Origin of the sequence: Janthinobacterium amylolyticum (assembly GCF_051380655.1) — a bacterium.
GTDB lineage: Bacteria > Pseudomonadota > Gammaproteobacteria > Burkholderiales > Burkholderiaceae_D > Janthinobacterium.
In genome coordinates this window covers 21,238-46,971 of record NZ_JBNYXL010000003.1, presented here as the reverse complement: position 1 = coordinate 46,971, position 25,734 = coordinate 21,238, and the positions used below count along the sequence as shown (strand labels likewise).

Genomic DNA, 25,734 nt, shown 5'->3' with positions numbered 1-25,734 from the left:
CGGTACTACATCGATTGGTGGTCTGCGCATTGCAGCCATAAATTACTTTTTAAGGGATTAACTATGAAATTGAAATTTATCGTTGCAGGCATCATGGCAGCAGCGTCGTTCAGCGCGTTTGCTGGCGACCAAGTCCTCGACATCACGGCTGACGGCAACGTCCACACCTTCAACGCCGTCGTCGGCGATGGCATCCTGTCGGGTGGCCTGGATGAAATCATCCTGAACGGCCTGGGCGCTGGTAGCTACAACATCGGCTTGTCGATCACTGGCCAGAAGCTGACGTTCAATGCATTGACGTCGAATCTGAACAACCAGTTGGGCGAAGCCTTCTCGGCTGGCGGCCTGAAGTTCTTCGGCGTTGAATACAGCGGCGTTGGCCCGTTCAAGCTGCAACTGTTCGGTAACGCACTGGCTGGCGCGAACTACACCGGCACCTACACCGTGTCGGCCGTGCCAGAACCAGCAACCTACGGCATGCTGCTGGGTGGCCTGGGCCTGTTGGGCTTCATGGCTCGCCGCCGCGCCGCAAAAAAAGCAGCCTGATATTGCTGCTTGATGATGTCGCCAAACCCGCCCAGGCGGGTTTTTTTTCGTCCCGACAAGCCGCGCAGGGCGTTGTTGCCTGCGTCTCGCCGTACTAGCGTACTGTCTTCGACTTGGCGCCTGGCCCTGCGCAGCTTGTCGAAAGGCTCAGGGTCTTGTTTGCGGTATCCCGTGGTAGCCGGCCACTGCCCCCGGCCTGGCGCCTGGCCCTGCGCAGCTTGTCGGCAGGCTCAGGGTCTTGTTTGCGGTATCTCATGGTAGCCGGCCGCTGCCGCCGGCCTGGCGCCTGGCCCTGCGCAGCTTGCCGGCAGGCTCAGGGCCTTGTTTGCGGTATCTCGTGGTAGCCGGCCGCTGCCACCGACCTGGCGCCTGGCCCTGCGCAGCTTGCCGGCAGACTCATGGCCTTGTTTGCGGTATCTCGTGGTAGCCGGCCGCTGCCGCCGACCTGGCGCCTGGCCCTGCGCAGCTGGTCAGGCGCTGCGCTTGAAGTCGCGGAAGCGGAAGCCGACTGCAAATAGCGTGGCAAAGTAGGTTATGCCGCACGCGGCCACCACCAGGGCCAGGGCGCCGGCCCGCAGCAGCGGATGGGCTTGCATGGCGATCCAGTCGATGCGCATGGCGCCGGCATACGCCACGCCGCCCATGACCAGCAGGGCCGGCAGCAGGCGCAGGAAGAACTTGGCCCAGCCCGGCTTTGGCTGGTAGATGCCGCGCTTGCGCAAGCCCCAGTACAGGAAGCTGGCGTTCAGGCAGGCGCCCAGGCCGATCGACAGGGCCAGGCCGGCCACGGCGATGTAGGGCACGAACAGCAAGTTCATCAGCTGGGTGGCAATCAGTACGCCGATGGCGATTTTCACGGGGGTGCGGATGTCCTGGCGCGCATAGAAGGCGGGCGCCAGGGTTTTCACCAGGATGATGCCGATCAGGCCCAGGCTGTACGCCACCAGCGGCTGCGTCGACATGCTGACGGATTCGGCCGTGAACTTGCCGTAATGGAAGAGGGTGGCGATCAGCGGCGTGGCCAGGGTTGCCATGCCGACGGCGGCGGGCAGGGCCAGCAGGAAGGTCAGGCGCAGGCCCCAGTCCAGCAAGGCCGAATATTCCGTCTTGTCGCCATCCACGTTCGCCTTCGACAGGCTGGGCAGCAAGATGGTGCCCAGGGCCACGCCCAGCATGGCGGTGGGAAATTCCATCAGGCGGTCCGCATACGACAGCCAGGAAATGCTGCCTTCGGCCAGGCGCGAAGCGATGCTGGTGTTGATCATCAGGCTGATCTGCGCGGCCGAGACGGCAAACACGGCCGGTCCCATCTTCTTCAGCACGCGGCGCACGCCGCCGTCGGACAGGCCGATGGCGGGGTTGATCGACAGGCGCGGCAGCATGCCGATCTTCATCAGCGCGGGGATCTGGATGGCTACCTGCAGCAGGCCGCCGACGAACACGGCAATCGCCATGGCGTAGATCGGCTGCTTCAAGTAGGGCGCGAGGAATAGCGAGGCGGCGATGAACGACAGATTCAGCAGCACGGGCGTGAACGCGGGAATCTTGAATTCGCGCCAGGTATTCAAAATGCCGCCGGCCAGGGCCACGAACGACATACAAGTAATATAAGGGAACATCAACCGCGTCATCCACACGGCCGCGTCAAAGGCGCCCGGATCCTTGTTCAGACCGGTGGCGATCACATACACGAACCACGGTGCGCCCAGGATGCCGATGACCGACACCAGCAGGGTGGCCCAGACCAGGGTCGTGGCCACATGGTCGGCCAACTGCTTGCTGGCCTCCTGGCCATGCTGATTCTTGTATTCCGACAAGATCGGCACGAACGCTTGCGAGAACGCGCCTTCGGCGAACAAGCGCCGCAACAGGTTGGGAATGCGGAAGGCAACAATGAAGGCGTCCGTGTAGGCGCCGGCGCCAAAGGCGCGCGCGAACAGGCTTTCACGCAATAAACCGGTTACACGGGACAGCATGGTCATGCTGGAGATGGCGGCGAGGGTTTTAAGCAAGTTCATGGGGGCAGATTATAGCCGGGTGCGGTACCGGGAAACGGTTAAAATATGGTAACAATTGGCGCTGATTCGCCCGTGCCAGCCCCGTTTTTAGCTGTTTTGGGGACGATATCCGGTTTTTTGATTTGCCCCCGCTTGAAAATATCGCTATAATCGAAGGCTGTACAGAATTCTGTTACGCAGACACTAATGTTTGACAGGCACTGGTTTGGCACACATGGTTCGGCAGACGCACAGAACGCACCGGTTGGCAAACACTAATGTTTGCAAACGCACTTTGACCCTGTTTTAGGAAATTCCATGGCAAATACCGCACAAGCGCGCAAACGCGCTCGTCAAGCAGTTAAGCAAAACGCACACAATTCGTCCCAACGTTCGACCTTGCGCACGGCTATCAAAGCTGCTCGCAAAGCGATCCAGGGCGGCGACAAGGCAGCTGCTGCTGCAATCTTCCAAGCATCCGTGTCGACCATCGACCGTATCGCTGACAAGAAGATCATCCACAAAAACAAGGCAGCTCGCCATAAGAGCCGTCTGGCAGCTGCTTTGAAAGCACTGTCCGCTTAATATTCGCCAGCGGGCAAGCCACCACGGTGGACTTGCCTGTGCCGGTACGCTGGCACTGGTTGAAAAGCAAAAACCCGCAGATTCGTTCTGGCGGGTTTTTTCGCGTTCTTGAATATGTTTGTGCTGACATTTTATGTTCGCGCGCGTGGCCGGCCGCCGGCCGTGCCCTCAGCGCGGCGCCGGCAAGTTGCCGATACTCATGCCCGGTTTGATGTTGCGCTGCGTGAACCAGCCCAGGTGCATTTCCAGCGCATAGCGCACGGGAATGGTTTTGCTTGAACAATGGCTGTCGAGCGTGTGCGGCCGCATGTCCTCGATATTGACGATCTTGCCGCCGGCATCGATAAACGCCACGGACAGCGGTAGCGGCGTATTCTTCATCCACATGCATTGCGTGGCGGGTGCGCCGAACACAAACAGCATGCCCGCGTTCGCCGGCATCTTTTCGCGGTTCATCAAACCCTGTTCACGCTGCGCTTCCGTGGCGGCCACTTCCGCCTGGATCAGATGCATGCCCGCCGACAATTGCAGGCTTCTGCCTGGCTGCGCCTGGGCTGGCGCATGGCTGATGGCGGCGCCAGCGAGCAGGACGAATGACAAGCGCAGACTGCTAAGGGGATTTTTCATGGGCGCGGCAGTGGCTATCGAAGCGGCGATTAAGCCATGCAGGTGCGCGCCAGGTCAAGCATGCCGCCGTGCCGCAGGGGAAGCGTGGGGCCGCAGCAACAGCGATGTCGCGGCGGCCCCAGGGAAGCACGTGCTTACTGCGCCGGCTTGGCTTGCTCGGCCGCCGGCTTCGCCTTGCGCGCTTGGGGAATCAGGCGCTGCGGTGCATCGGTGGCGGCCGAGGCCTTGGTCGATGCGCCCGAACGCGCGGCGTCCGTCGCGGCGGACGCTGCGCTCGTCGCCGAGGCCGGTGGCGGCGCCGGCTTGCTGGCGTCGGTCGCTGCCGATGCGTGGCTGGCGGCCGATGCGGGCGGCGGCGTCGGCTTGCTGGCATCGGTAGCGGCCGAAGCGTGCACCTGGGCGCCGGACTGTGCGAATGCGGCGCCGGCCAGCAGGGTAGCGGCCACGGCGAGAATTGCTTTCGTCATCATCTTTCCTTTTCATTGTGTGAAGGTGGGATGATTTTAATGCATTATCTAAAAATAAATAGTGCTTATTGGCAAAAGTCAGCGGCGAACGCGTTTTTTCCCGTTTTTCTTGATCCGCTCACGCCTTGCCGATGCTGTCGGCCGGCACTTCGCACCATTCGCCGGGCATCAAGGGGTGGGTGGCCAGCGAAAACGGGCCGATGGCGCTGCGCACCAGGCGCAGGGTGGGCAGGCCGACGGCCGCCGTCATGCGCCGTACCTGGCGGTTTTTGCCCTCTTTCAAGGTGATGGCCAGCCAGGACGTGGGTTTGTCGGCGCGCGCGCGGATGGGCGGGTTGCGCGGCCACAGCCAGTCCGGCTCGGCGATGCGCACGGCCTTGCACGGCTTGGTGGTGAAGTCGCCCAGGTCCAGCGGCGCCTGCAGGCGCGCCAGGCTGGCCGCATCGGGCACGCCATCGACTTGCACCAGATAGGTTTTCGCTTCCTTGCGGTCGGGATGGCTGATGTCGTGCTGCAGGCGGCCGTCATCGGTGAGCAGCAGCAAGCCTTCGCTGTCGGCATCGAGCCGGCCGGCCGGATAAATGCCGGGAATGGTCAAATGGTCGGCCAGGGTGGCGCGGCCTTCCTGCGGTGAAAACTGGCACAGCACCTGGAATGGTTTATTGAAGAGGATAAGTGGCATGCGTCTGGATGGTCAGTGAAGCAAAGAATGATGGTGAAATGATGTCCGCTTGGGCGGCGCCGCAAAAGCGTGGCGCCCTGTAGGATACTGGTGCATAATGTGAAATGTGTGTCTTATATCTTATAGAAGACTCATTGCAAGCTTAGGCGGCGCGGCGCTCAGGTTTTTTGTCGCTGCGCCCGGCGTTGCGATGCGCATGGCCTGGGTCTTCTTTCCCTGCTAAAGTGCGTTGTTGCCGCCATGTTCGGACTTGTTTTTGTCAACTCTGCAAACGCAGAGCGCACCGCCGGCCCTGAAGCGCCTGCCTGCGGTGTGTCCCACTTCGGAGATCACGATGTATCAACATATCACTGTACCTGCTGACGGCCAAAAAATCACCGTCAACGCCGATTTTTCGCTGAATGTACCAGATAATCCCGTCATTCCCTTCATCGAAGGCGACGGCACGGGCATCGATATCAGTCCGGTCATGATCAAGGTGATCGATGCCGCCGTGGCCAAGGCCTACGGCGGCGCGCGCAAGATCAGCTGGATGGAAATCTACGCAGGCGAAAAATCGACGACAGTGTACGGTCCCGATGTGTGGCTGCCGGAAGAAACGCTGGACGTGCTGAAAGACTACGTCGTCTCCATCAAGGGGCCGCTGACCACGCCCGTCGGAGGCGGCATCCGTTCGCTGAACGTGGCCCTGCGCCAGCAGCTGGACCTGTACGTCTGTCTGCGCCCGGTGCGCTACTTCACTGGCGTGCCGTCGCCCGTGAAAGAGCCGGAAAAGACCGACATGGTGATTTTCCGCGAAAACTCGGAAGACATCTACGCGGGCATCGAATACCAGCAAGGCTCCGAAGGGGCGAAAAAGCTGATCGACTTCCTCGTCAAGGAAATGGGCGTGAGCAAGATCCGCTTCCCGGCCACGTCCGGCATCGGCATCAAGCCCGTGTCGATCGAAGGCACGGAGCGCCTGGTGCGCAAGGCCCTGCAGTATGCGATCGACAATGACAAGCCGTCCGTGACAATCGTGCACAAAGGCAACATCATGAAGTACACGGAAGGCGGTTTCCGCGACTGGGCGTATGCGCTGGCGCAAAAGGAATTCGGCGCCGAGCTGATCGATGGCGGCCCCTGGTGCAAGTTCAAGAATCCGAAGACGGGCCGCGACATCATCGTCAAGGATTCCATCGCTGACGCGTTCCTGCAACAGATTTTGCTGCGTCCGGCCGAATACAGCGTCATCGCCACTCTTAACTTGAACGGTGACTACATTTCCGACGCGCTGGCCGCGCAAGTGGGTGGCATCGGCATCGCGCCGGGCGCCAACCTGTCCGATTCCGTCGCCATGTTCGAAGCCACGCACGGCACGGCGCCCAAGTACGCGGGCAAGGATTACGTCAATCCCGGTTCCTTGATCCTGTCGGCGGAAATGATGCTGCGCCACATGGGCTGGCTGGAAGCGGCCGACCTGGTGATTTCCGCCATGCAGAAGTCGATCGCCTCGAAGCGCGTCACCTACGATTTTGCCCGCCTGATGGAAGGCGCCACGCAAGTGTCGTGCTCCGGCTTCGGCGAGGTGATGATCGAGCACATGTAATAAAGGAGCAGGGCGCGGCGCGCCCTGCGGACGAAAAAAAACCCCGCTTCGTGGAAACGGGGTTTTTCACATCTGAGGGCCGGCGATGCTTAGGCTGCTTGGATGTTGGAAGCTTGCTTGCCTTTAGGGCCTTGCGTGACTTCGAATTGAACTTTTTGACCTTCTTTGAGGGTCTTGAAACCGTTCATGTTGATTGCGGAGAAGTGAGCAAACAAATCTTCGCCGCCGTCATCTGGAGTGATGAAGCCAAAACCTTTGGAATCATTGAACCACTTAACTGTACCTGTTGCCATAAAAAGAACTTTCAAAATTAAAACAAATCACACGAGCCATAAAAGCAAGAAGCTTCTTGCCCCCTCCTCGACGTCTCACTTCTTATCAAGCTGTACATTACTGCAACAGTCGATACAGCATTGTTGGCGGAATAAATAATGAAGTCAAGCGCTTTTCCACCGATATTGCCAAATTCTTCACGACGACCAAAAAAGCAACTCTTGATTTTGGCCGCAAGGTCGCCATCTGCGCAGTATTAAGAAAACGCGTAAGATTGAAAACAATTGGAAAGGCGTAGATATTGCGCATGACAACCACTGTGAAAGCATTAGAATAAGCGTATGGCAACCAAGCACGACACAGAAACCCTGCTGGAGCGGCAAGTGCTGAAGCCGCCACCGCTCTACCAGGTGGCCTTGCTCAATGACGACTACACCCCGATGGAATTCGTGGTGGCCATCATTCAGGAGTATTTCAACAAGGACCGTGAAACGGCGACGCAAATCATGCTCAGTGTTCATCGCTACGGCAAAGGAGTGTGCGGCGTGTTCTCTAAAGATATAGCGTGTACCAAAGTGGAGTTCGTTTTAACGCATGCGCGCAAGGCGGGGCACCCCCTGCAGTGCGTGATGGAGGAAGTATGATTGCGCAGGAATTAGAAGTAAGTTTGCACATGGCGTTTGTCGAAGCTCGGCAGGCACGGCACGAATTCATTACGGTTGAGCATTTATTGCTGGCACTGCTGGACAATCCCTCCGCTGCCGAGGTATTGCGTGCCTGCGCGGTCAATATTGAAGACCTGCGCAAGACCCTCACCAATTTCATCGGCGATAACACGCCGACCGTGCCTGGCACGGGCGAAGTCGACACCCAGCCGACGCTTGGTTTCCAGCGCGTGATTCAGCGCGCCATCATGCATGTCCAGTCCGCCTCGAATGGCAAGAAGGAAGTCACCGGCGCCAATGTGCTGGTGGCCATCTTCGGCGAGAAAGATTCGCACGCTGTTTACTACCTGCACCAGCAGGGCGTGACGCGCCTGGACGTGGTCAATTTCATTTCGCACGGCGTGCGCAAGGATCAATCGACGGAAAGCGCGAAAGCCTCCGAAGGCGTGGAAGAAGCGCCGGTCGACGGCCAGCCGAAGGAAAGTCCGCTCGACCAGTTCACGCAAAACCTGAACAAGGCCGCCGCCGAAGGCAAGATCGACCCGCTGATCGGCCGCGAGGACGAAGTCGACCGCGTGATCCAGATCCTGTGCCGCCGCCGCAAGAACAATCCGCTGCTCGTCGGCGAGGCGGGCGTGGGCAAGACGGCCATCGCCGAAGGCCTGGCCTACCGCATCACGCAAAGCGATGTGCCGGAAATCCTGCAGAATGCCGTCGTGTATTCGCTGGACATGGGCGCCTTGCTGGCCGGTACCAAATACCGCGGCGACTTCGAGCAACGCCTGAAAGCGGTGCTGAAGCAACTGAAGGACAATCCGAACGGCATCCTGTTCATTGACGAGATCCACACCATCATCGGTGCGGGCTCGGCCTCGGGCGGCACCTTGGATGCGTCCAACCTGCTGAAGCCGGCGCTGGCGAACGGCCAGCTGAAGTGCATCGGCGCGACCACCTACACGGAATTCCGTGGCGTGTTCGAAAAAGACCATGCGCTGTCGCGCCGTTTCCAGAAAGTCGATGTCAACGAGCCGACCGTCGAGCAGACCGTGCAGATCCTGCGCGGCTTGAAATCGCGCTTCGAAGAGCACCATGGCGTGAAATACTCGGCTTCGGCCCTGTCGACGGCGGCCGAACTGGCGGCGCGCTTCATCAACGACCGCCACTTGCCCGACAAGGCGATCGACGTCATCGATGAAGCGGGCGCGGCGCAGCGCATCCTGCCGAAGTCGAAGCAAAAGAAAACCATCGGCAAGGCCGAGATCGAGGACATCATCGCCAAGATCGCGCGCATTCCGCCGCAAACGGTCAATCAGGACGACCGCAGCAAGCTGCAAACCATCGACCGCGACTTGCGCAACGTGGTGTTCGGGCAAGATCCTGCCATCGACGCGCTGGCTTCGGCCATCAAGATGGCACGTGCCGGCCTGGGCAAGACGGACAAGCCGATCGGCTCCTTCCTCTTCTCCGGTCCGACCGGCGTGGGCAAGACCGAAGTGGCGAAACAGCTGGCCTTCATCCTCGGTATCGAACTGATCCGTTTCGACATGTCGGAATACATGGAACGCCACGCCGTCAGCCGCCTGATCGGCGCGCCGCCGGGCTATGTCGGTTTCGACCAGGGTGGTTTGCTGACGGAAGCGATCACCAAGAAGCCGCACGCGGTCCTGCTGCTCGATGAGATTGAAAAAGCCCATCCGGACATTTTCAATATCCTGCTGCAAGTGATGGATCATGGCACCTTGACGGACAACAATGGCCGCAAAGCCGATTTCCGCAACGTCATCATCATCATGACGACGAATGCGGGCGCGGAAAGCTTGCAAAAGACGTCGATCGGCTTCACCAACTCGAAGCAGGCCGGCGACGAGATGGCCGACATCAAGCGCATGTTCACGCCGGAGTTCCGCAACCGTATCGATGCGACCATCAGCTTCCGCGCGCTGGACCAGGAAATCATCCTGCGCGTGGTCGACAAGTTCCTGATGCAGCTGGAAGAGCAGTTGCACGAGAAAAAGGTCGAAGCGGTCTTCACGGAAAAGCTGCGCACCTTCCTCGGCAAGAAAGGCTTCGATCCGCTGATGGGCGCGCGTCCGATGGCACGTTTGATCCAGGACATGATCCGCAAGGCGCTGGCCGACGAACTGCTGTTCGGCCGCCTGGTCTCCGGCGGCAAGGTCACCGTCGACCTGGACGACAAGGAGCAAGTGTTGCTGGAGTTCCCGGAACCGCCAGACGCGGCGCCGACGGCCGCACCGGAAACGGTGGAAGTGGAGTAATCGCGCCGGCCGCCACGCCTCAAGCAGAAAACCCGCCCACGCAAGTGGCGCGGGTTTTTTTACGTCCAGGACGGGCGCCATGGAAACTGTTGTGGAAATCGTCTTGTTTAAAAATAGGTATTGCTTTTGCATAAGCTATGCAAGAATCAGGTTCGCGATGTCGGCCACGCTCCACATCGTTCCGTTTCCATGACCGCTTATAGATTGCTCACATGAAAATTTCCCGTACTCTTGCCCTCCTGTTGTGTTCCGCCGGCCTGCTGGGCAGCGCCGCCGCAGTCGCCGCCACCGCCACTGCCGCCTCCGCCGCCAGCAGCTATTTCCGCTACCCCGCCGTGCGCGGCGATACCGTGGTGTTTACCGCCGAAGGCGACCTGTGGAAAAGCAGCGTGCGCGGCGGCGCCGCGCAGCGCCTGACCACGCATCCCGGCTATGAAACGAACGCGGCAATTTCGCGCGATGGCCAGTGGCTGGCCTTTTCCGCTTCGTATGAGGGGGCGCAGGAAGCGTATGTGATGCCGCTGGCGGGCGGCTTGCCGCGCCGCATTTCGTTTGACAATGGCGGCGTGCAGGTGCTGGGCTGGACGGCGCAGGGCGAGGTGCTGGTCAGCACGCAGAACACGGACGGTCCCGCTTCGCGCCGCATCGTCGCCGCCATCGATCCGGTCAAGCTGGCGCGGCGCGTGTTTCCCGTCGCCGACGCGAATGACGCCGTGCTCGACGATGCAGGCACCACCCTGTATTTCACGCGTTTCGGCCTGGCCGTGACGAATGACAATGTGCGCAACTACCGGGGCGGCGCGCATGCCACCCTGTGGCGCTACGACCTGGGCGGCAAGGCTGAAGCCCTGCCCATGCACAAGGATGCCGCCGTCTTGGCCGGCAACAACAAGCGCCCCATGTGGTGGCAGGGCCGCGTGTATTACATCAGCGATGAAGGCGGCAGCGACAATCTGTGGAGCATGCTGCCTGACGGTTCCGACCGCCGCGCCCTGACCGCCCACACGCAGTGGGACGTGCGCAATGCGCAGCTGGGCGACGGCAAGATCGTGTATCAACTGGGCGCGGATTTGCATGTGCTCGACCTGGCCGCGCCAGGCGTCAGCCAGTCGCAGGCGCTGGCCATCAGCCTCGTGTCGGACTTCGACCAGCAGCGCGCGCGCCAGATCCGCTCGCCGCTTGACACCCTCTCCAACGTGCAGCTGTCGGGCAAGGATGAGCGCATCATCCTGACGGCGCGGGGGCGTGTCAGCATCGCCGGCACGGGCAGCCAGCGCCGCGTCGATATCGCCATTCCCGAAGGGGCGCGGGCGCGCGACGCCGTCTTTTCCAGCGACGAGAAATCCGTCTTCGCCATCGTCGACACGAGCGGTGAAAATGAGATCTGGAAATATGCCGCCGATGGCTCGGGCAAGGGCGAGCAGCTGACGACGCAGGGCAATAACCACCGCTGGAAACTGTACCCGTCGCCGGACGGGCGCTGGCTGGCGCACACGGACAAGAAGGGCCGTTTCTGGCTGCTGGACCTGGCGACCAAGGGCAATCAACTGATCGACGACGCGGGCAAGGCGGGCGTCGACAAGCACGATGAAGTGCAATGGTCGCCCGACAGCCGCAACCTGGCCATCGTGCGCGTGGCCAGCAACGAGCAGCGTGAACAGATCGGCTTGTACAACCTCGCATCGAAACAGCTGCAGTTCGTCACCAGCGACCGCTATACCTCCGGTTCACCCGTGTTTTCGCCGGACGGCAAGTGGCTGTATTTCATGTCGGCGCGCAATTTCCAGCTGGCCAATGGTTCACCGTGGGGCGACCGCAACATGGGACCCGTGTTCGACAAGCGCATCGGCGTGTATGCGCTGGCACTGCAGCCGGGCAACCGTTTTCCGTTCCAGCCCGACGATGAGCTGAGTCGTCCTGGCGTCAAGCCGCCCGAAACGGACGATGAAAAGGCCGCCGAACTGGCGGCGGAAAAGGCCCTGGAAAAGGCGGGCGGCAAGGGCGCCGTCAAGAAAGCGCCGGCCAGCCTGCCGGACATCGTCCTCAAGGGCCTGGCCGAGCGCCTGTATGAAGTGCCGCTGGCGCCGGGCAACTACAACGCGCTGGCCGTCGATGGCAAGCGCCTGTACTTCCTGGAACGGGAAGGCGCCGAGCGCAAGTCCAGCCTGAAGACCTTGGCGATCGGCAATGCCGGCTCGAAACCGGAACTGCTGGTGGCCAATGTGCGCGAATTCGACCTGGCGACGGACAAGAAACACCTGTACTACCGGACCGCAACCGGCGCGGCCGAGACCGGCCCTGGCGAGATGCTGGTGATCGAGGCGGGCGCCAAGCTGCCGTCCGACCTGTCGAAGGCCAAGGTGAAGGTCGACGACTGGAGCTTCGTGTCGAATCCGCGATTGGAATGGAAGCAGATGTTCAACGATGCGTGGCGCTTGCACCGCGACTTCCTGTACGACGCGAAGATGCGCGGCGTGGACTGGAAGGCGGCGCGCGACAAGTATGCGCCGCTGGTCGAGCGGGTCACGGACCGCGCCGAGCTCAATGATGTACTGGGCATGATGGTGGCCGAAGTGGGCGCCCTGCATTCGCAGATCCGTCCCGGCGAATTGCGCCGCACGGAGCAGGAAGGCGCGCCGGCGGGCCTGGGTGCCGTGCTGGCACGTACCGGCGATGGCTACAAGGTCGAGCATATCTACCGCAGCGAAGCGGAACTGCCATCGGCGCGCGCACCGCTGTCGCATCCCGACGTGGACGTGAAGGAAGGCGATGTGATCACGGCCGTCAATGGCAAGGATGTGCTGCAGGCGCGCGACATCAGCGATTTGCTGCTGAACCAGGCGGACAAGCAGGTGCTGCTGCAGGTCAGGCGCGGTACGGGCACTGGCGCGCAGCGCGCCGTCATCGTCAAGCCCGTCAACATGGTAAAACAGACGGCGCTGCGCTATGGCGACTGGGAACTGAGCCGCGCCGAGCAGGTGGCGGCCGCCTCGCAAGGGCGCATCGGCTACCTGCATTTGCGCGCCATGGGGCCGGCCGACATTGCCTCGTTCGCGCGCGACTTCTACGCCAACATCAACCGCGAAGGCCTGATCATCGACGTGCGGCGCAATAACGGCGGCAATATCGACAGCTGGATCATCGAGAAACTGCTGCGCAAGGCCTGGGCCTACTGGGCGCCGCCGGGCGTGCAGCCGTCGTCGAACATGCAGAACACCTTCCGTGGCCACCTGGTGGTGCTGGTCGACGAGCTGACGTATTCGGATGGCGAGACCTTCGCCGCCGGCATCAAGGCATTGAAACTGGCACCGCTGGTGGGCAAGCGCACGGCCGGCGCCGGCGTCTGGCTCAGCGACAATACGCGCCTGTCGGACAACGGCATGGCGCGCGTGGCGGAAAACGGCCAGTTCGGCATCGATGGCCAGTGGCTGATCGAAGGCGTGGGCGTGGTGCCGGACGTGGAGGTGGAGAACCCGCCGCACGCCACCTTCAACGGCGCCGACCGTCAACTGGAAGTGGCGCTGGACATGCTGGCGAAAAAACTCAAGGAGCAGCCGCGTCCCGCCTTCCAGCCACAGGCGATACCGGCGCTGAAGTGATGCGCAGGGCGCACGCGGCTACAGGCCGGCGACGGCCTTGAACTGCTGCGTGCGGCGGCGTGACACTTCCACCACGCCGCCGTCCAGCAGGCGCAGGTCGAGGCCATCGGCCGCATTCGGCGCCACGTGCTCCACCTGCGCCAGGTTGACGATCTGGCGCCGGTTGGCGCGGAAAAACTGCGCGGGATCGAGGCGCTCTTCCAATTGGTTCAATGAGCGCAGCATCAGCGGCCGCTGCGCCGCGAAATGCACGCGCGTGTAGTTGCCTTCCGATTCCAGCAGGCGGATGTCGTCAAACGCGACAAACCAGCAGCGCTCCCCATCCTTGATGAAGACCTTGGGCGGTGCCGGCGACGGCGCCGCCCGCACCCGCGCGCCGGCTCGCGCCAGCGCCGTCGCCAGGCGCGCCGCCCGCACGGGTTTTTGCAGGTAGTCGAGGGCGCTCACTTCGAACGCCTGCAGCGCGTACTGGTCGAAGGCCGTGCAAAAGATCACGTCGGGCGCATCGTCCAGGGCCGCCAGCAAATCGAAGCCGGAGGCACCCGGCATCTGCACGTCGAGCAGCAGCAGGTCGGGCCGCAGCCGGCCGATCTGCGACATCGCTTCCGCCGCGCTGGCCGCTTCGCCGACGATTTCCACCTGCGGATGCGCGGCCAGCAGGCGCCGCAGCTCGGCGCGCGCCAGGCGCTCGTCGTCCACCAGCAGCACGGTGAGGGGGCACGCGCTCATGGCAGCTCCGGAAACCGCATCGTGGCATGCACCCAGCCAGCCTGTTCGCGCAGTTCCAGGTTGGCGCTGTCGCCGCCCAGCAGCCGCAAACGCTGGCGCGCGTTGCGCAGGCCGATGCAGGTCGAGCCGGCAGCGCTGCGCAAGGCACCCGTATTGGCGACATCGATGTGCAGCATGGCCGCGCCGCCATCTTGCACCTGCTGCTCCCGTTGCACGGTGATGCGGATATCGCTGCCGTCGGCATGTGCTTCGGCGCCATACTTGACGGCGTTTTCCACCAGCGTCTGCAAGGCCATGGGCGGCACGCGCAGCTGGTCCAGGCCGGGGGCGATAGCGTAGGTGACGCGCAGGCGCTCCTCGAAGCGGCTCTGTTCGATGGACAGGTAGGCGCGCACGGCATCGAGTTCGGCCGCCAGCGGCACCGTCGCGTGCGTGCCCGCCTGCAGCGCGTGGCGCATCAGTTCCGCCAGCTGGTCGATCATGTGCGCGGCCGCTTCGCGGTCTTCGTAGATCAGCGCGCGCACGCTATTGAGGCTGTTGAAGAAAAAATGCGGATTGACCTGCGCCTGCAAGGCGCGCAGCTGGGCATCCTTGGCGAGCACTTCCAGGCGCAGCGCTTCCGCTTCGAAGCGGTTGGCGCGGCGCAGCGACTGCACCATCGCGTACAGCACGGTCCAGACGAGGAAGATGCCGGTCCACGAAGCCAGCGCCGAGGGCAGCCAGTCGACGCCGCGCATGCTGCCAAAGGGCCGCAGCACAAAATAGCCGAGCGCCACGAGGGCCGATTGCAGCGCGCCCAGTGCCAGCACGCCAGGGATGATGCGCTTCCAGTCGGCCTGCCGGCCCACCCAGCCGTGGCGGCGCAGCCAGCGCCGCCACGCGATGGACAGTGCCAGGCCGCTGGCGGCGCCCCAGAAACTGGTGCCGGCGATGGCCCAGCTCATGCCGTTGAAGCTGAGGCTTTGCAAGGTCAGCAGGCCGATCGCGCTCCAGCCGGCCAGCTGGAAGGTCCAGTACCAGTGGATTCTTGCCAGCAGGGGCGGACGTTCGGGCGGCATGGACATGGCCTAGCGCAGGAACTGTTCGATGCGCCCGAACATCCAGTCGGGCTGGTCGTACATGATGAAGTGGCGCGCCGTGTCGGCCATTTCCACGCGCGCGCCCGGCAGTTGCGCATACTGGCTGCGGAAGGTCTGTTCGATGGCCGCGCGCGGCGCGAAATCCTTGTAGGCGATCCAGGTGCCCAGTACCAGGGTGGGCGAGGCGATGCGCGCCACGTCCTGGCGCAGGTCGCTGGCCATCAGGGTGCCCATGGCATTGATCACGGTATCCTTGTCGGAGCGCTGGCCCCAGCCGATGATGCGCTCCACGTCGGCTGGCGCGGTGGCCATGCCGGCCACGCTGCGGCGCTGGCTGGCGCTGGCCGTCGCCGCGTCCTGCGCCCGCATGGCCGTTTGCATCTGCTGCGACATGGCTTGCAGCTGTTCTTTGGTGATGCTCGGCAGCTGCGTCGCGCCCAGCGCCGGCAGCGCGTCGACGATCACCAGCTTGCCCGTATGTTCAGGATGGTCGATGGCCATTTTCAGGGCCAGGAAGCCGCCCAGGCTATGCCCGATGATGGCCGGCTGGCGCAGTTTTTGCGCCGCGATGTAGCCGGCCAACTGTGCTTCGGCTTGCGCCAGCATGTCGCCATCGACGGGGGCCACGCCGGCAAAGCCGGCGAGCGTCAGCACATGGCACTGGCGGCCGGCCTGCGGCCCGCACAGGCGCGCCACCGTCGATTGCCAGACTGCGCCCGACGATGCCAGGCCGGGGATCAGGATGACGGGGCTGCCCTGGCCCGTCACCTCGACCGTGAATGCCGTCGGCGCGGCGGCCTGGCTGGCGCCTGCCAGCAGCAGGGCGGTAAATAGGCTGAATGTGTGCAATGTGCGTTTCATGGGTGTTTCCTCCTTGACCACCATGCTAGCGGCGGCGCCGGCACGCCGCCAGCGCCACGGGATGAACGGCGGCAGGAAAGGATGAGCGGCTCAGAAAAACTCCGCGTGGTCCGGGCACAGCTCGGGCAGGTAAGTCAGGTACTGCACCATGCGCGGCGCCGGGCCATGGTTGGGCGTGGCGCAGTGGGGCAGGGCCTGGTGCCAGATGATGAAGTCGCCCGCCTGGCCTTCGACGGGCACGGCCTGCAGCTGCGCGGTGGCCCATGCGCGCGGCGGCTGGTCCTGCGGCACGCCCCGCAGCCAGTCGGCCATGCGGTGCTGGAAGCCTGGCACGCAGTGGAAGGCGCCGTGCCGCGCCGGGCAGTCGCTCAGGTACAGCATGCCCTGCAGCTTGAACGGGATCGGCTGTTTCAGGCTGACGTCCCAGTGCAGGGCGCTGCCGGCGAAACCGTGCTGCGGCGTTTGCGGCGGATTGAAGCTGACCTTGTCGATGCTGGGATAGATGCGCGTGCCGTGGCCATACAGCTGCTGGTAGGCGTGGCGGATGGTCGCGCAGTGGCGGTTTTCCTCGAGCGCCGGATGGTCGGAAAACTGCAGCATCAAGCCCCGCTTGCCCGGGTGCGGCTGGTACCACGAGGCCGGCGCGTCGGCGCTGGCGCCCAGGTAGTCCCAGATGGCTTGCCGGGCCGCCGCGCATTGCGCGCGCGGCACCACGCCGCGCAGCACCAGGTAGCCATTGTCGTCCCAGAAGCACAGGTCGGCCTCGCTCAGCACATCCTCGTGCGGGGTGGCGGCATGCGGCGGGCGGGGGCGCGTGCGCGCGGCGATCCAGGCGATAAAAGCGTCCAGTGTCGGCCGCTGCTGGTACAGGAAATGCAGCGCGTCTTCCATCGAGATGCCGCGCGCGTACAGCGCCTGGATATCGCGGTTGTCGCGCGACAGGCCGCTGGCCGCCGTGCCGGCTTGCGTGCAGCGCTGCCACAGCTGGTGCAAATGAAACGTATCGTCCATGATGTTCATCGCAAGGGTGGAAAAAGTCAGCCGCTGCGCAGGCGGCGCCACAAGGTCGTGCGGCTGATGCCCAGGTAGCTGGCGGCCGCATCGCGGCGCCCGCCGAAGCGCGCCAGCACGGCGCTGGCGCTTTCTGCCTCGCGCGGCAGGGGAAGGACGGCGGCCGGCGGCGGCAAGGCCGTGGTCGTGGCCGGGATGGCGCCCTGCGCCAGCTCCGGCGCCACGCCCAGCACGAAGGCGGGAGTCAGCGCCTGCAGCGGTTCGGCCGCCAGGAACAGCGCCAGGCGCTCGGCCAGGTTGCGCAGTTCGCGCACGTTGCCGGGCCAGCCGTGGCGGCGCAGCAGCCCTGCGCAAGCCTGGACTTCCGCATGCAGGTTCGGGTGCGGCCGTGCGCCCAGGGCGGCCAGCGCGTTTTTCAGCGACCATTCGGCCAGGGCCGGAATGTCGGCGGCCCGTTCGCGCAGCGGCGGCAAGTGCAGGCGCAGCACGGCCAGGCGGTAGAACAGGTCGGCGCGGAAGCGCCCTTCGCGGATGCGCTGTTCCAGGTCGCAGTGGGTGGCGCTGATGATGCGCACATTGATGGCGATGGGCCGTGTGCCGCCCACGCGCACCACTTCGCGCTCTTCCAGCACGCGCAGCAGCCGCGTTTGCAGGGCCAGCGGCATTTCGCCGATTTCATCGAGGAACAGGGTGCCATGGTTGGCCGCCTCGAACAGGCCCGCATGGCCGCCCCGGCGCGCGCCCGTGAAGGCGCCATCTTCGTGGCCGAACAATTCCGACTCCAGCAGGGATTCGGCGATGGCGCCGCAATTGATGGCCAGGAAGGGGCGGTTGGCGCCCAGGCTGCGCGGGCTTTCACGGTGGATCGCCTGCGCCGCCAGTTCCTTGCCGCTGCCCGTTTCGCCCTGAATCAGCACGGTCGCCGGCGAGCGGGCAAACAGCACCACCGACTGGCGCACGGCCTCCATCGCCTCGGACTCGCCGCGCAGGTCGTGCAAGCCGTGCTTGGCCCGCAGGGTGTCGGCCACCGCCGTGCGGCGCCCGCGGTTCGATTCGAGCTGGGTCAGGCGCGCCAGTTCCAGCGCGTCGTCGAAGGCGCGCCGGATGGCTGTGGCGGAATACACGAAGACGGCGTCCAGGCCCGCTTCTTCCGCCAGGTCGGTGACCAGCCCGGCGCCGACGACGGCCTTGACGCCGGCCGCCTTGAGTTCATTGATCTGCGCGCGCGCGTCTTCTTCCGTGGCGTAGGTGCGCTGCGCGATCTGGAAGCCGAAGGTGGCGGCAAATTCCGCCAGTTCCGGCATCGGGTCCTGGTAGGTGACGACGCCGATGTGCGGCGAGATGCGCCGCGCGCGCGCCAGCGCCTGCATCACGTCGTAGCCGCTGGCCCTGGCGATGATGACGGGGACCGACAGGCGGCCCTTCAGGTAGGCGCCGTTCGAGCCGGCCGCGATGACGGCGTCGCAGCGTTCGGTGGCCATGCGTTCGCGGATGTGGCGCACGGCGTCGTCGAAACCCAGGTTGATCGGCTCGATCGTCGCCAGGTCGTCGTATTCGAGCGTGATGTCGCGGAACAGGTCGAACAGGCGCGAGACGGAAACGGTCCAGATGACGGGTTTGTCGCGGTGGTCGAGCGGAGGATGGGAAGGGCGGCGCATGCTTTTATTCTAAACGATTTGTTTCATTTTCCTGCCATGCAACAGCATTGCAACACGGGTGTTGCACCCGCTCTGTGGCGTTTGCGATATTGCCAGCAAGGAATATGAAAAAACCCCGGGAAACTGGTTTATGATCTAGCAGCACCACGATGCTTGGCGGAATATATTACCTAGTTGCATGTTTGTTCAGTCCTTAACCGTCCCATGGGTGTCCATGAAGCGCGTCCCGACCAGTCCCGAATTTATTGCAGATGCGTTGAACCTCATCGCCTTGCCAGCGTGCGCCTGCGATGCCTGCGGCATGGTGGTGGCGGCGAATGGCGCGCTGGTGGACTTGCTGGGCGTCGATGTGTCGGGGCGGCTGCTGGCCGACTGTTTCAGCGACGCCTACCGCGCATCGAGCACCAGCATGCTGCGCGGCGCGCTGGGCCCGGCCGGCCGCGCGCGCCAGTGGGATAGCAGCCTGCAGGGCAGCGACGGCGCCATCGGCGTGCAGGTCTGGGCCAAGCCGCTGCAGGTGGAGGCCGGCTTGCCGGGCGCCACCCTGGTGTTTGCCGATATCCGCGTGCAGCAGCGCGACCAGCAAGCGATGCGCAAGACCTTGCTGGAGCAGCAGGCCATCCTGGAAAACGCGGCTGTCGGTATCGTCTTTTCCAAGGGCGGCTTCATCGAGGAGTGCAATATCCGCGCCGCCGAAATGCTCGGCTATGCGCGCCACCAGCTGACGGGCATGCCCGGCGCGGTGCTGTACCGCTCGGCCGAGCACTGCCGTTTGCTGGGGCTGGAAGCGGCGCCGCTGCTGTCGAAGGGCAAGCCCTACCGCACGGAGCTGGAACTGCGGCGCCAGGATGGCAGCCTGTTCTGGAGCCGCCTGCACGGGCGCGCCGTCGATCCGCTCAACACGCATGACGGCACGGTGTGGATCATCGAGGATATCAGCGACCACCGGCGCGACGAAGACCAGCTGCGCCGCGCCATGCTGGAAATTCAGGCCGTGATGGACAACGCGCCGCTGGCCATCGGCTTCCAGCGCGACACGGGCGTGCTGCGCTACAACCGGCGCTTTGCCGAATGCTTCGGCTTTGACGGCGACAGCGGCGTGGGCCTGTCCGTGGCCGACCTGTATCCGTCGCGCGCCGCCTATGAAAACGTGGTGCGGCAGGCGGCGCCCCTGCTGCGGCGCGGCCTGCCGTTCCAGGGCGAAATGGAGATGCGCCGGCGCGACGGTTCGACCTTCTGGGCGCTCGCGTATGGCTATGTGATCAATCCGGAACATCAGGCCGAGCGCGCGCTGCGCGATACGATCTGGCTGTTCGATGACCGCAGCGCGCAAAAGGCGGCCGAGGAGGCGACGCGCCAGCTGATGCTGGAGCAGCAGGCGATCCTCGACAACGCCTCCGTCGGCATCCTGTTTTCCCGTTCGCGCCTGGTCCTGCGCTGCAATCCCCGCTTCGCCGAGATGTTCGGCTATGCGCAGGAAGAGATGACGGGCCTGCCCGCCGCCGCGCTGTTTCCCTCGCCCGCAGCGTACGAGGAATTCGGCGTGCAGGCGACGCCGCTGCTGGGCCAGGGCCTGCCCTATGAGCAGGATGAATCGCTGTTCCGCCGGCGCGACGGCAGTCTGTTCTGGTGCCGCATCCGCGCCAAGGCCGTCGACCAGGCGCATAGCGAGCAGGGCGCCATCTGGATACTTGAAGACGTCACGGCCAGCCGCCAGACGCAGATGGAGGTGGCGGCCATCATGACGAATGCCTCGGTGAGCATCCTGTTTACCAAGAACCGCCAGATCACGCGCTACAACCTGGGCTTTGCCGCCATGTTCGGCTACCGCGGCGACGAGGCGCTGGGCCTGCTCGGACGCGCGCTGTATGTATCGCAGCAGTCCTATGATTTGCTGGGCGCGGCGGCATTCCCCTTCCTGTCTGTCGGCAAGCCGTTCCAGACGGAAGTGGAGATGATGCGCCGCGACGGCAGCACCCTGTGGGCGCAGCTGATCGCCTATGTCGTCAACCCCGACGATCCGGCCGCCGGCACCATCTGGATCATCGAGGACCGCACGGAAGCCAAGCGCGCCGAAGAATCCCTGCGCAATGCGCTGCTGGAAAACCAGGCCATCCTCGACAGCGCCGTGCTGGGCATCTCGGTGGTGGAGGGCGGCTTCAATTTGCGCAGCAACAGCAAGATGGAAGAGCTGTTCGGTTACGGGCCGGGCGAGATCAATGGCCTGTCCGTGCAGGCGCTCTACCCGGACGTGGCGGCATGGAAGGCGGCGCGCGGCGAGACGGCGCGCGATTTCCAGGCGGGCAGGGTGCACATGTCGGAATACCAGCTGGTGCGCAAGGATGGCAGCCGTTTCTGGGCACGCCTGTCCGGGCGGCCGTTTGACCTGGCGCACGCGCATGGCCGCTCCGTGTGGCTGGTCGACGATGTGACGGCGCGCCGCGAGGCGGCCGAGGCGGTGCGCCGCGCGCGCGACGAACTGGAGCTGCGCGTGCATGAACGCACGGCCGAACTGGCGGGCGCCAATTTGCTGCTGCAAGGCGAAATCGTCGAACGGCGCCAGGCCGAGGCCAGAGTGCACCACATGGCCTACCACGACAACCTGACGGGCTTGCCGAACCGCGCGCTGCTGTCGGACCGCCTGGAGCGGGCCATGCTGGCATCGCAGCGTTCCGGGCGCAAGCTGGCCGTGATGTTCATCGACCTGGACCGCTTTAAAACCATCAACGATTCGCTTGGCCACATGACGGGCGACCTGCTGCTCAAGGACGTGGCGGCGCGGCTGTGCCGCGCGGTGCGCGCCAGCGACACGGTGGCACGCCTGGGCGGCGATGAATTCGTCGTGCTGGTGCCAGGCATCCGCGGCGCCGACGAGGCGGCGCGCGTGGCCGAGAAAGTCATCGAGGCGCTGACGCCGGCCTTTCCGCTCGACGGCCACGTGCTGCATGTGACGCCGTCGATCGGCATCTGCCTGTATCCGGACGATGGCGGTGACGTCGACGCCCTGATGCGCCATGCCGACGCGGCCATGTACCACGCCAAGGGCAATGGCCGGAATAACTACCAGTTCTTCACGCAGACGATGAACCAGGCGGCGGCCCTGCATTTTGACCTGGAAAGCAGTTTGCGCACGGCGCTGGCGCTGGACCAGTTCGAGCTGTTTTACCAGCCTGTCATCGATATCGCCACGCGGCGCCTGCATGGCATGGAAGTGCTGCTGCGCTGGCGGCGTCCCGGCCACGGCATGGTGCTGCCGGACCGCTTCATCCCCATCATGGAGGAAAACGGCTTGATCGTGCCGGTCGGCGAATGGGTGATGCGCCAGGCTTGCGCGCAAAGCATGGCCTGGCAGCGCCAGGGCCTGCAGCCGGTGCCGCTGGCGGTGAACCTGTCGCCGCGCCAGTTCATGCACAAGGGCCTGGTGTCGGCCATCGGCGCCATCGTGCAGGAAAGCGGCATCGATCCGGCGCTGCTGGAGTTTGAAATCACGGAAACGGCGCTGATGCAGCACGGCGAGCATACCTTGGAAATTCTGCGCCAGATCAATGGCATGGGCCTGCGCCTGTCGATCGACGATTTCGGCACCGGCTATTCCAGCCTGGCCTATTTGAAGCGCTTCCCCGTGAAGAAGGTCAAGATCGACCGCGCCTTCATCAAGGATCTGGAGCATAGCGGCGAAGACCGCGCCATCGTCGCCGCCATCATCGCGCTGGCTGACAGCCTGCAATTGTCGGCCGTGGCTGAAGGCGTGGAGACGGAGGAGCAGTTCGCCCTGCTGCAGGCAAACGGCTGCCGCTATGCGCAGGGCTATCTGTTTTCGGCGCCGGTGCCAGCGGTGAATGCGCAGGCCCTGCTGGAACGCGTGACATGAACTGCCGCGCGTCGGCACAGGGGCCCTGCGATGCACACTGTGCTCAGGCGCAGTTCCGCTTCCCGGCCGCCTCTGCCTTCCGCCCGCTGCGCTTCTGTCAGGCGTTCCTGAGCGCTTAGTCGATGGTGGCCACGACAGGCGCGTGGTCGGACGGCTGCTCCCACTTGCGGGGGACTCGGTCAATGATGCAGGCCTTGCAGCGCGCGGCCAGGGCGGGCGAGAGCAGGATATGGTCGATGCGCAGGCCCTTGTTGAGGCGGAAGCCCAGCTGGCGGTAATCCCACCAGCTGAACGATTTTTCCGCCTGCTCGAACAGGCGGAAGGCATCCGTCAGGCCGATGTCGAGCAGGCGCTGCAGGGCGGCGCGTTCCTTGTCCGAGACCAGGACCTGGCCTTCCCAGGCGACCGGGTCGTGCACGTCGCGGTCGTCGGGGGCGATATTGTAGTCGCCGACGACGGCCAGCTGCGGATGCTGCTGCGCCTCTTCCGCCAGCCAGTCGTGCAGGGCCGCCAGCCAGCCCAGCTTGTATTCATACTTGTCCGAATCGACGCTCTGGCCGTTGGGCACGTAGGCGCAGACGACGCGCACGCCGCCAATGGTGGCAGCCAGGATGCGCTGCTGCGCATCTTCGTAGCGGGGGTTGTTCTTGACCACATCGGTGATCGGCAGTTTCGACAGGATGGCCACGCCGTTGTAGGTTTTCTGGCCGCTGAAAACGACCTGGTAGCCGGCCGCCTCGATTTCAGCGACGGGGAACTTGTCGTCCGTTAGCTTGGTCTCTTGTAAACACAGTATGTCGACGGGGTTGTCCGCCAGCCACTGCAATACTTGGGGCAGGCGCACTTTGAGCGAGTTGACGTTCCAGGTGGCGAGTTTCATGGGCAAAATCCTTGCGTAAATAAGTGCTGACAGCAGTGGTGCCTGCGTCAGTAACTGCGGTGACGCTTGCGCGTCGATAGGCGCGAATCTTACCGCATGCGTGTCGCCAGTGCCGTGGCGGGCTTGCCTGACGCCTGTTTTGTTTGCTCTGGAGGAAAATGAATGTGGAAAAAGTATTTATTTTTAACCAATCGTGGCGCATGAATATTATGTTTTTGTGTATGATTGATCAACCCCTGTGTTTGATTTGGCATCAGTGGCTGGCGCGGTGCGCCGAGCAAGGCGTTTTAACGCGATAAAGGTGTAAAGTTTCTCGCTAAAACGCGATAAAAACTACTAAAATGGCAGAATGTAACAACTGTGTCACACGGCTTTGTTACAGCCAAGTTAGCAACCAGGCAGGAAGCAGTTGTAATTAGTTGTAATTGCTATTCCGACTTACATGACCACTGTGCCCGGGGCGGAGCAATCATTCCGTTCCTGGCGCCGCCAGACTTGTTATATAAATTGCAGTACTATATCTATGAGACTGTTTTGCGACATCAATAGATGGTACTATTTTGAAATGTTGCAGTTTTAATAGTGAGACTTGCGCGTAGCATTTGCAAAGGAAGAAAATGCGAACTGCATTTGAAGCGTGGGCGCAGCGTGACGGCCACATTGTGCGGCGAAGAGAAGACAAACCGGACGAGTACCTGATTTTCGAAACCCAGCGCCGCTGGGTTATCTGGCAGGCAGCTCTGACGCATGGCAAGACGGCAGCCAAGCCGCGGGTCAGCGCCGCCGAAAAGGCCGCTAAGGCCCAGCGCGCGCTGGAAATGTCGTCCGACGAGGCGACCGTGCGCAACAAGGTGCTCAATGAAGTGCTCGATGCCTTCACTGGCGCCGATGGCGCCGCCGGCATGGAAGGCATTTTGAAAGTGATCCAGGGCCTGAAGATGAAGCAGAAGGCACTGGCCGACGACAAGAGCGAAGATTCCACGGCTTGAGGAGACGGCAATGCGCTATCGGCACTACAAGGGCGGCATTTACGAACTGGTGTGCGAAGCCACGCTGGAAGCGGATCTGACGCCAATGATCGTCTATCGCGCTGCTGACGGTTCGATCTGGACCCGGCCGAAAGACGTGTTCTTTCAGCTGATCGAGGTCGAAGGCGTCATGGTGCAGCGATTTGCCCCCATCAACTGATGGCCGTGTTCGCACGTGCCCGGGATACTATCTCCATGCATAAATTGCTGGCTGCAGCATGGCTGCTGGGCGCTGCGTGCGCCACGGCGCAGGCCGAAACCATCGGTTCCGTCGATACTGTCTTCAAGCTGATCGGCCCTGACCACAAGATCGTCGTGGAAGCCTACGACGATCCCCGCGTCGCTGGCGTCAGCTGCTACCTGTCGCGCGCCAAGACGGGCGGCATCAAGGGCGCCGTCGGCCTGGCCGAAGACAAGGCCGATGCGGCCGTGGCCTGCCGCCAGGTGGGGCCGCTGCAATTCAAGGGCAAGCTGCCGCGCCAGGAAGAGGTGTTTACCGAGCGCGCCTCGATCTTCTTCAAGCATGTGCGCGTGGTGCGCATGGTCGACAGCAAGCGCAATGCGCTGGTCTACCTGGTCTATTCCGACCGCCTGATCGAGGGCAGTCCGAAAAACAGCGTCACTGCCGTCGCCGTGCCCGGCGACCAGCCGATCCCCGTCCGTTAAGCGAGTTTCCCATGCGTGGACCATCGTCTGCCGCTCTTGCCGCCAAGGCGCTGCTGTTGCTGGGGCTGGGCGGCTGCGCCACCCTGACGGGCAATACCGAGCAGATGGTGCTGGTGCAAACCATCCAGGATAACCGCGAACTGACTGGCGCCGGCTGCATCCTCAGCAACGACGTCGGCAAGTGGTTCGTCACCACGCCGGGCCGCATCACCATCCGCAAGAGCCAGGAACCGCTGAAGGTCGATTGCCGCAAGCACGGCTCGCCCGCCGTCGCCACCGATGGCAGCATCGATCCCAAGCTCAATGGCAGCGTCTGGGGCAATGTCATCCTGACCCTGGGCGTCGGCTATTTCGTCGACCGCAACACGGGCGCCGGCTTCGACTATCCCTCGGTGCTGACCATCGTCATGCAGGACCCGGCGCGCCTGGCGCCACCGCCGCCACCCGCCAGGATCGCCGCGCCGGCTCCTGCCGCTGCCGGCGAAGCGACGCCGCACAGCGTGGTGCAGCCGAAAGTGGCGCCGCAGCCGATTCCCGATCCCGTCGTCTATTAGGTCAATACGCCGCACGTGAAAAAGCCGCCAGGGTCACACGGACCAGGGCGGCTTTTTTGCAGTGCAATGCCGGCGGCAAGGCGCCGCCGGCA

22 protein-coding genes are annotated in these 25,734 nt (G+C 63.5%); 11 read left to right on the top strand and 11 right to left on the bottom strand.

The features are described 5' to 3' along the window. Positions 1–63 precede the first annotated feature (63 nt). Positions 64–546: an FxDxF family PEP-CTERM protein gene (locus ACQ4WR_RS06750; protein WP_102296748.1), complete on the top strand. Its 483-nt coding sequence runs from the start codon at positions 64–66 to the stop codon at positions 544–546. 470 nt (positions 547–1,016) lie between these two features. Here the strand turns inward: ACQ4WR_RS06750 and murJ are convergent, their stop codons facing one another. Beyond that, entirely contained in the window at positions 1,017–2,564 is a 1,548-nt protein-coding gene (murJ, locus tag ACQ4WR_RS06745; protein WP_102296751.1) for a murein biosynthesis integral membrane protein MurJ, read from the bottom strand. A 297-nt stretch (positions 2,565–2,861) separates the two neighbouring features. Here murJ and rpsT point away from each other — a divergent pair, with 297 nt between their 5' ends. Continuing rightward, positions 2,862–3,128, top strand: a complete 267-nt coding sequence (rpsT, locus tag ACQ4WR_RS06740; RefSeq protein WP_010395935.1) for a 30S ribosomal protein S20 — start codon at positions 2,862–2,864, stop codon at positions 3,126–3,128. A 168-nt stretch (positions 3,129–3,296) separates the two neighbouring features. On the opposite strand, the gene ACQ4WR_RS06735 is transcribed toward rpsT, so the two are convergent. The 3 genes from ACQ4WR_RS06735 to ACQ4WR_RS06725 all read right to left on the bottom strand — a co-directional run bounded on the left by ACQ4WR_RS06735 (position 3,297) and on the right by ACQ4WR_RS06725 (position 4,904). Continuing rightward, positions 3,297–3,755, bottom strand: a complete 459-nt coding sequence (locus ACQ4WR_RS06735; protein ID WP_436486170.1) for a DUF192 domain-containing protein — start codon at positions 3,753–3,755, stop codon at positions 3,297–3,299. A 134-nt stretch (positions 3,756–3,889) separates the two neighbouring features. Further along, a complete protein-coding gene (locus ACQ4WR_RS06730; RefSeq protein ID WP_436486168.1) occupies positions 3,890–4,225 on the bottom strand; it encodes a hypothetical protein in 336 nt (111 codons plus the stop codon). Positions 4,226–4,340: 115 nt separating this feature from the next. Next, positions 4,341–4,904, bottom strand: a complete 564-nt coding sequence (locus ACQ4WR_RS06725; RefSeq protein WP_436486166.1) for a pseudouridine synthase — start codon at positions 4,902–4,904, stop codon at positions 4,341–4,343. Between the two features lie 334 nt (positions 4,905–5,238). On the opposite strand from ACQ4WR_RS06725, the gene icd reads away from it, so the two are divergent. Beyond that, complete coding sequence (gene icd, locus ACQ4WR_RS06720) at positions 5,239–6,492, top strand: NADP-dependent isocitrate dehydrogenase (RefSeq protein ID WP_102297669.1); 1,254 nt, start codon at positions 5,239–5,241, stop codon at positions 6,490–6,492. An 89-nt stretch (positions 6,493–6,581) separates the two neighbouring features. Here icd and cspE read toward each other — a convergent pair whose 3' ends face one another. Further along, positions 6,582–6,785 (bottom strand): transcription antiterminator/RNA stability regulator CspE, encoded by a 204-nt coding sequence (gene cspE, locus ACQ4WR_RS06715; RefSeq protein ID WP_010395943.1) that lies wholly within the window; start codon positions 6,783–6,785, stop codon positions 6,582–6,584. 321 nt (positions 6,786–7,106) lie between these two features. Here cspE and clpS point away from each other — a divergent pair, with 321 nt between their 5' ends. The 3 genes from clpS (at position 7,107) to ACQ4WR_RS06700 (ending at position 13,305) form a co-directional block, all read left to right on the top strand. Further along, a complete protein-coding gene (gene clpS, locus ACQ4WR_RS06710) occupies positions 7,107–7,409 on the top strand; it encodes an ATP-dependent Clp protease adapter ClpS (RefSeq protein ID WP_034751577.1) in 303 nt (100 codons plus the stop codon). After that, a complete protein-coding gene (clpA, locus tag ACQ4WR_RS06705; RefSeq protein ID WP_436486165.1) occupies positions 7,406–9,706 on the top strand; it encodes an ATP-dependent Clp protease ATP-binding subunit ClpA in 2,301 nt (766 codons plus the stop codon). Before clpS ends, clpA begins: the two co-directional genes overlap by 4 nt. Positions 9,707–9,918: 212 nt before the next feature. Beyond that, complete coding sequence (locus tag ACQ4WR_RS06700) at positions 9,919–13,305, top strand: S41 family peptidase (protein ID WP_436486163.1); 3,387 nt, start codon at positions 9,919–9,921, stop codon at positions 13,303–13,305. 18 nt (positions 13,306–13,323) lie between these two features. Here the strand turns inward: ACQ4WR_RS06700 and ACQ4WR_RS06695 are convergent, their stop codons facing one another. The 5 genes from ACQ4WR_RS06695 to prpR form a co-directional block, all read right to left on the bottom strand. Continuing rightward, on the bottom strand, positions 13,324–14,034 hold the full coding sequence (locus ACQ4WR_RS06695; protein ID WP_436486161.1) for a LytR/AlgR family response regulator transcription factor: 711 nt from the start codon (positions 14,032–14,034) through the stop codon (positions 13,324–13,326). After that, on the bottom strand, positions 14,031–15,092 hold the full coding sequence (locus ACQ4WR_RS06690) for a sensor histidine kinase (RefSeq protein WP_436486160.1): 1,062 nt from the start codon (positions 15,090–15,092) through the stop codon (positions 14,031–14,033). The genes ACQ4WR_RS06695 and ACQ4WR_RS06690 overlap by 4 nt, the downstream gene beginning before the upstream one ends. Before the next feature lie 9 nt (positions 15,093–15,101). Then, complete coding sequence (locus ACQ4WR_RS06685; RefSeq protein WP_102299513.1) at positions 15,102–15,974, bottom strand: alpha/beta fold hydrolase; 873 nt, start codon at positions 15,972–15,974, stop codon at positions 15,102–15,104. A 90-nt stretch (positions 15,975–16,064) separates the two neighbouring features. Then, positions 16,065–16,985: a phytanoyl-CoA dioxygenase family protein gene (locus ACQ4WR_RS06680; protein ID WP_436486158.1), complete on the bottom strand. Its 921-nt coding sequence runs from the start codon at positions 16,983–16,985 to the stop codon at positions 16,065–16,067. 26 nt (positions 16,986–17,011) lie between these two features. Further along, entirely contained in the window at positions 17,012–18,643 is a 1,632-nt protein-coding gene (prpR, locus tag ACQ4WR_RS06675) for a propionate catabolism operon regulatory protein PrpR (RefSeq protein ID WP_436486156.1), read from the bottom strand. 214 nt (positions 18,644–18,857) lie between these two features. On the opposite strand from prpR, the gene ACQ4WR_RS06670 reads away from it, so the two are divergent. Continuing rightward, the gene (locus tag ACQ4WR_RS06670; RefSeq protein WP_436486154.1) at positions 18,858–22,514 is read left to right on the top strand and encodes a sensor domain-containing protein; all 3,657 of its coding nucleotides are present in this window, start codon (positions 18,858–18,860) and stop codon (positions 22,512–22,514) included. Positions 22,515–22,629: 115 nt separating this feature from the next. Here the strand turns inward: ACQ4WR_RS06670 and xth are convergent, their stop codons facing one another. Continuing rightward, entirely contained in the window at positions 22,630–23,394 is a 765-nt protein-coding gene (xth, locus tag ACQ4WR_RS06665) for an exodeoxyribonuclease III (RefSeq protein WP_102292341.1), read from the bottom strand. A 617-nt stretch (positions 23,395–24,011) separates the two neighbouring features. Between xth and ACQ4WR_RS06660 the strand changes: the two genes are divergently transcribed. The 4 genes from ACQ4WR_RS06660 to ACQ4WR_RS06645 are packed head-to-tail and all read left to right on the top strand — an operon-like array spanning position 24,012 to position 25,642. Further along, a complete protein-coding gene (locus ACQ4WR_RS06660; protein ID WP_102292342.1) occupies positions 24,012–24,383 on the top strand; it encodes a phiTE_015 family protein in 372 nt (123 codons plus the stop codon). 10 nt (positions 24,384–24,393) lie between these two features. Then, positions 24,394–24,582 (top strand): DUF1653 domain-containing protein, encoded by a 189-nt coding sequence (locus tag ACQ4WR_RS06655; RefSeq protein ID WP_034782199.1) that lies wholly within the window; start codon positions 24,394–24,396, stop codon positions 24,580–24,582. 35 nt (positions 24,583–24,617) lie between these two features. After that, on the top strand, positions 24,618–25,088 hold the full coding sequence (locus tag ACQ4WR_RS06650) for a CreA family protein (protein ID WP_436486151.1): 471 nt from the start codon (positions 24,618–24,620) through the stop codon (positions 25,086–25,088). A gap of 11 nt (positions 25,089–25,099) precedes the next feature. Further along, the gene (locus ACQ4WR_RS06645) at positions 25,100–25,642 is read left to right on the top strand and encodes a hypothetical protein (RefSeq protein WP_180979238.1); all 543 of its coding nucleotides are present in this window, start codon (positions 25,100–25,102) and stop codon (positions 25,640–25,642) included. Positions 25,643–25,734 lie beyond the last annotated feature (92 nt).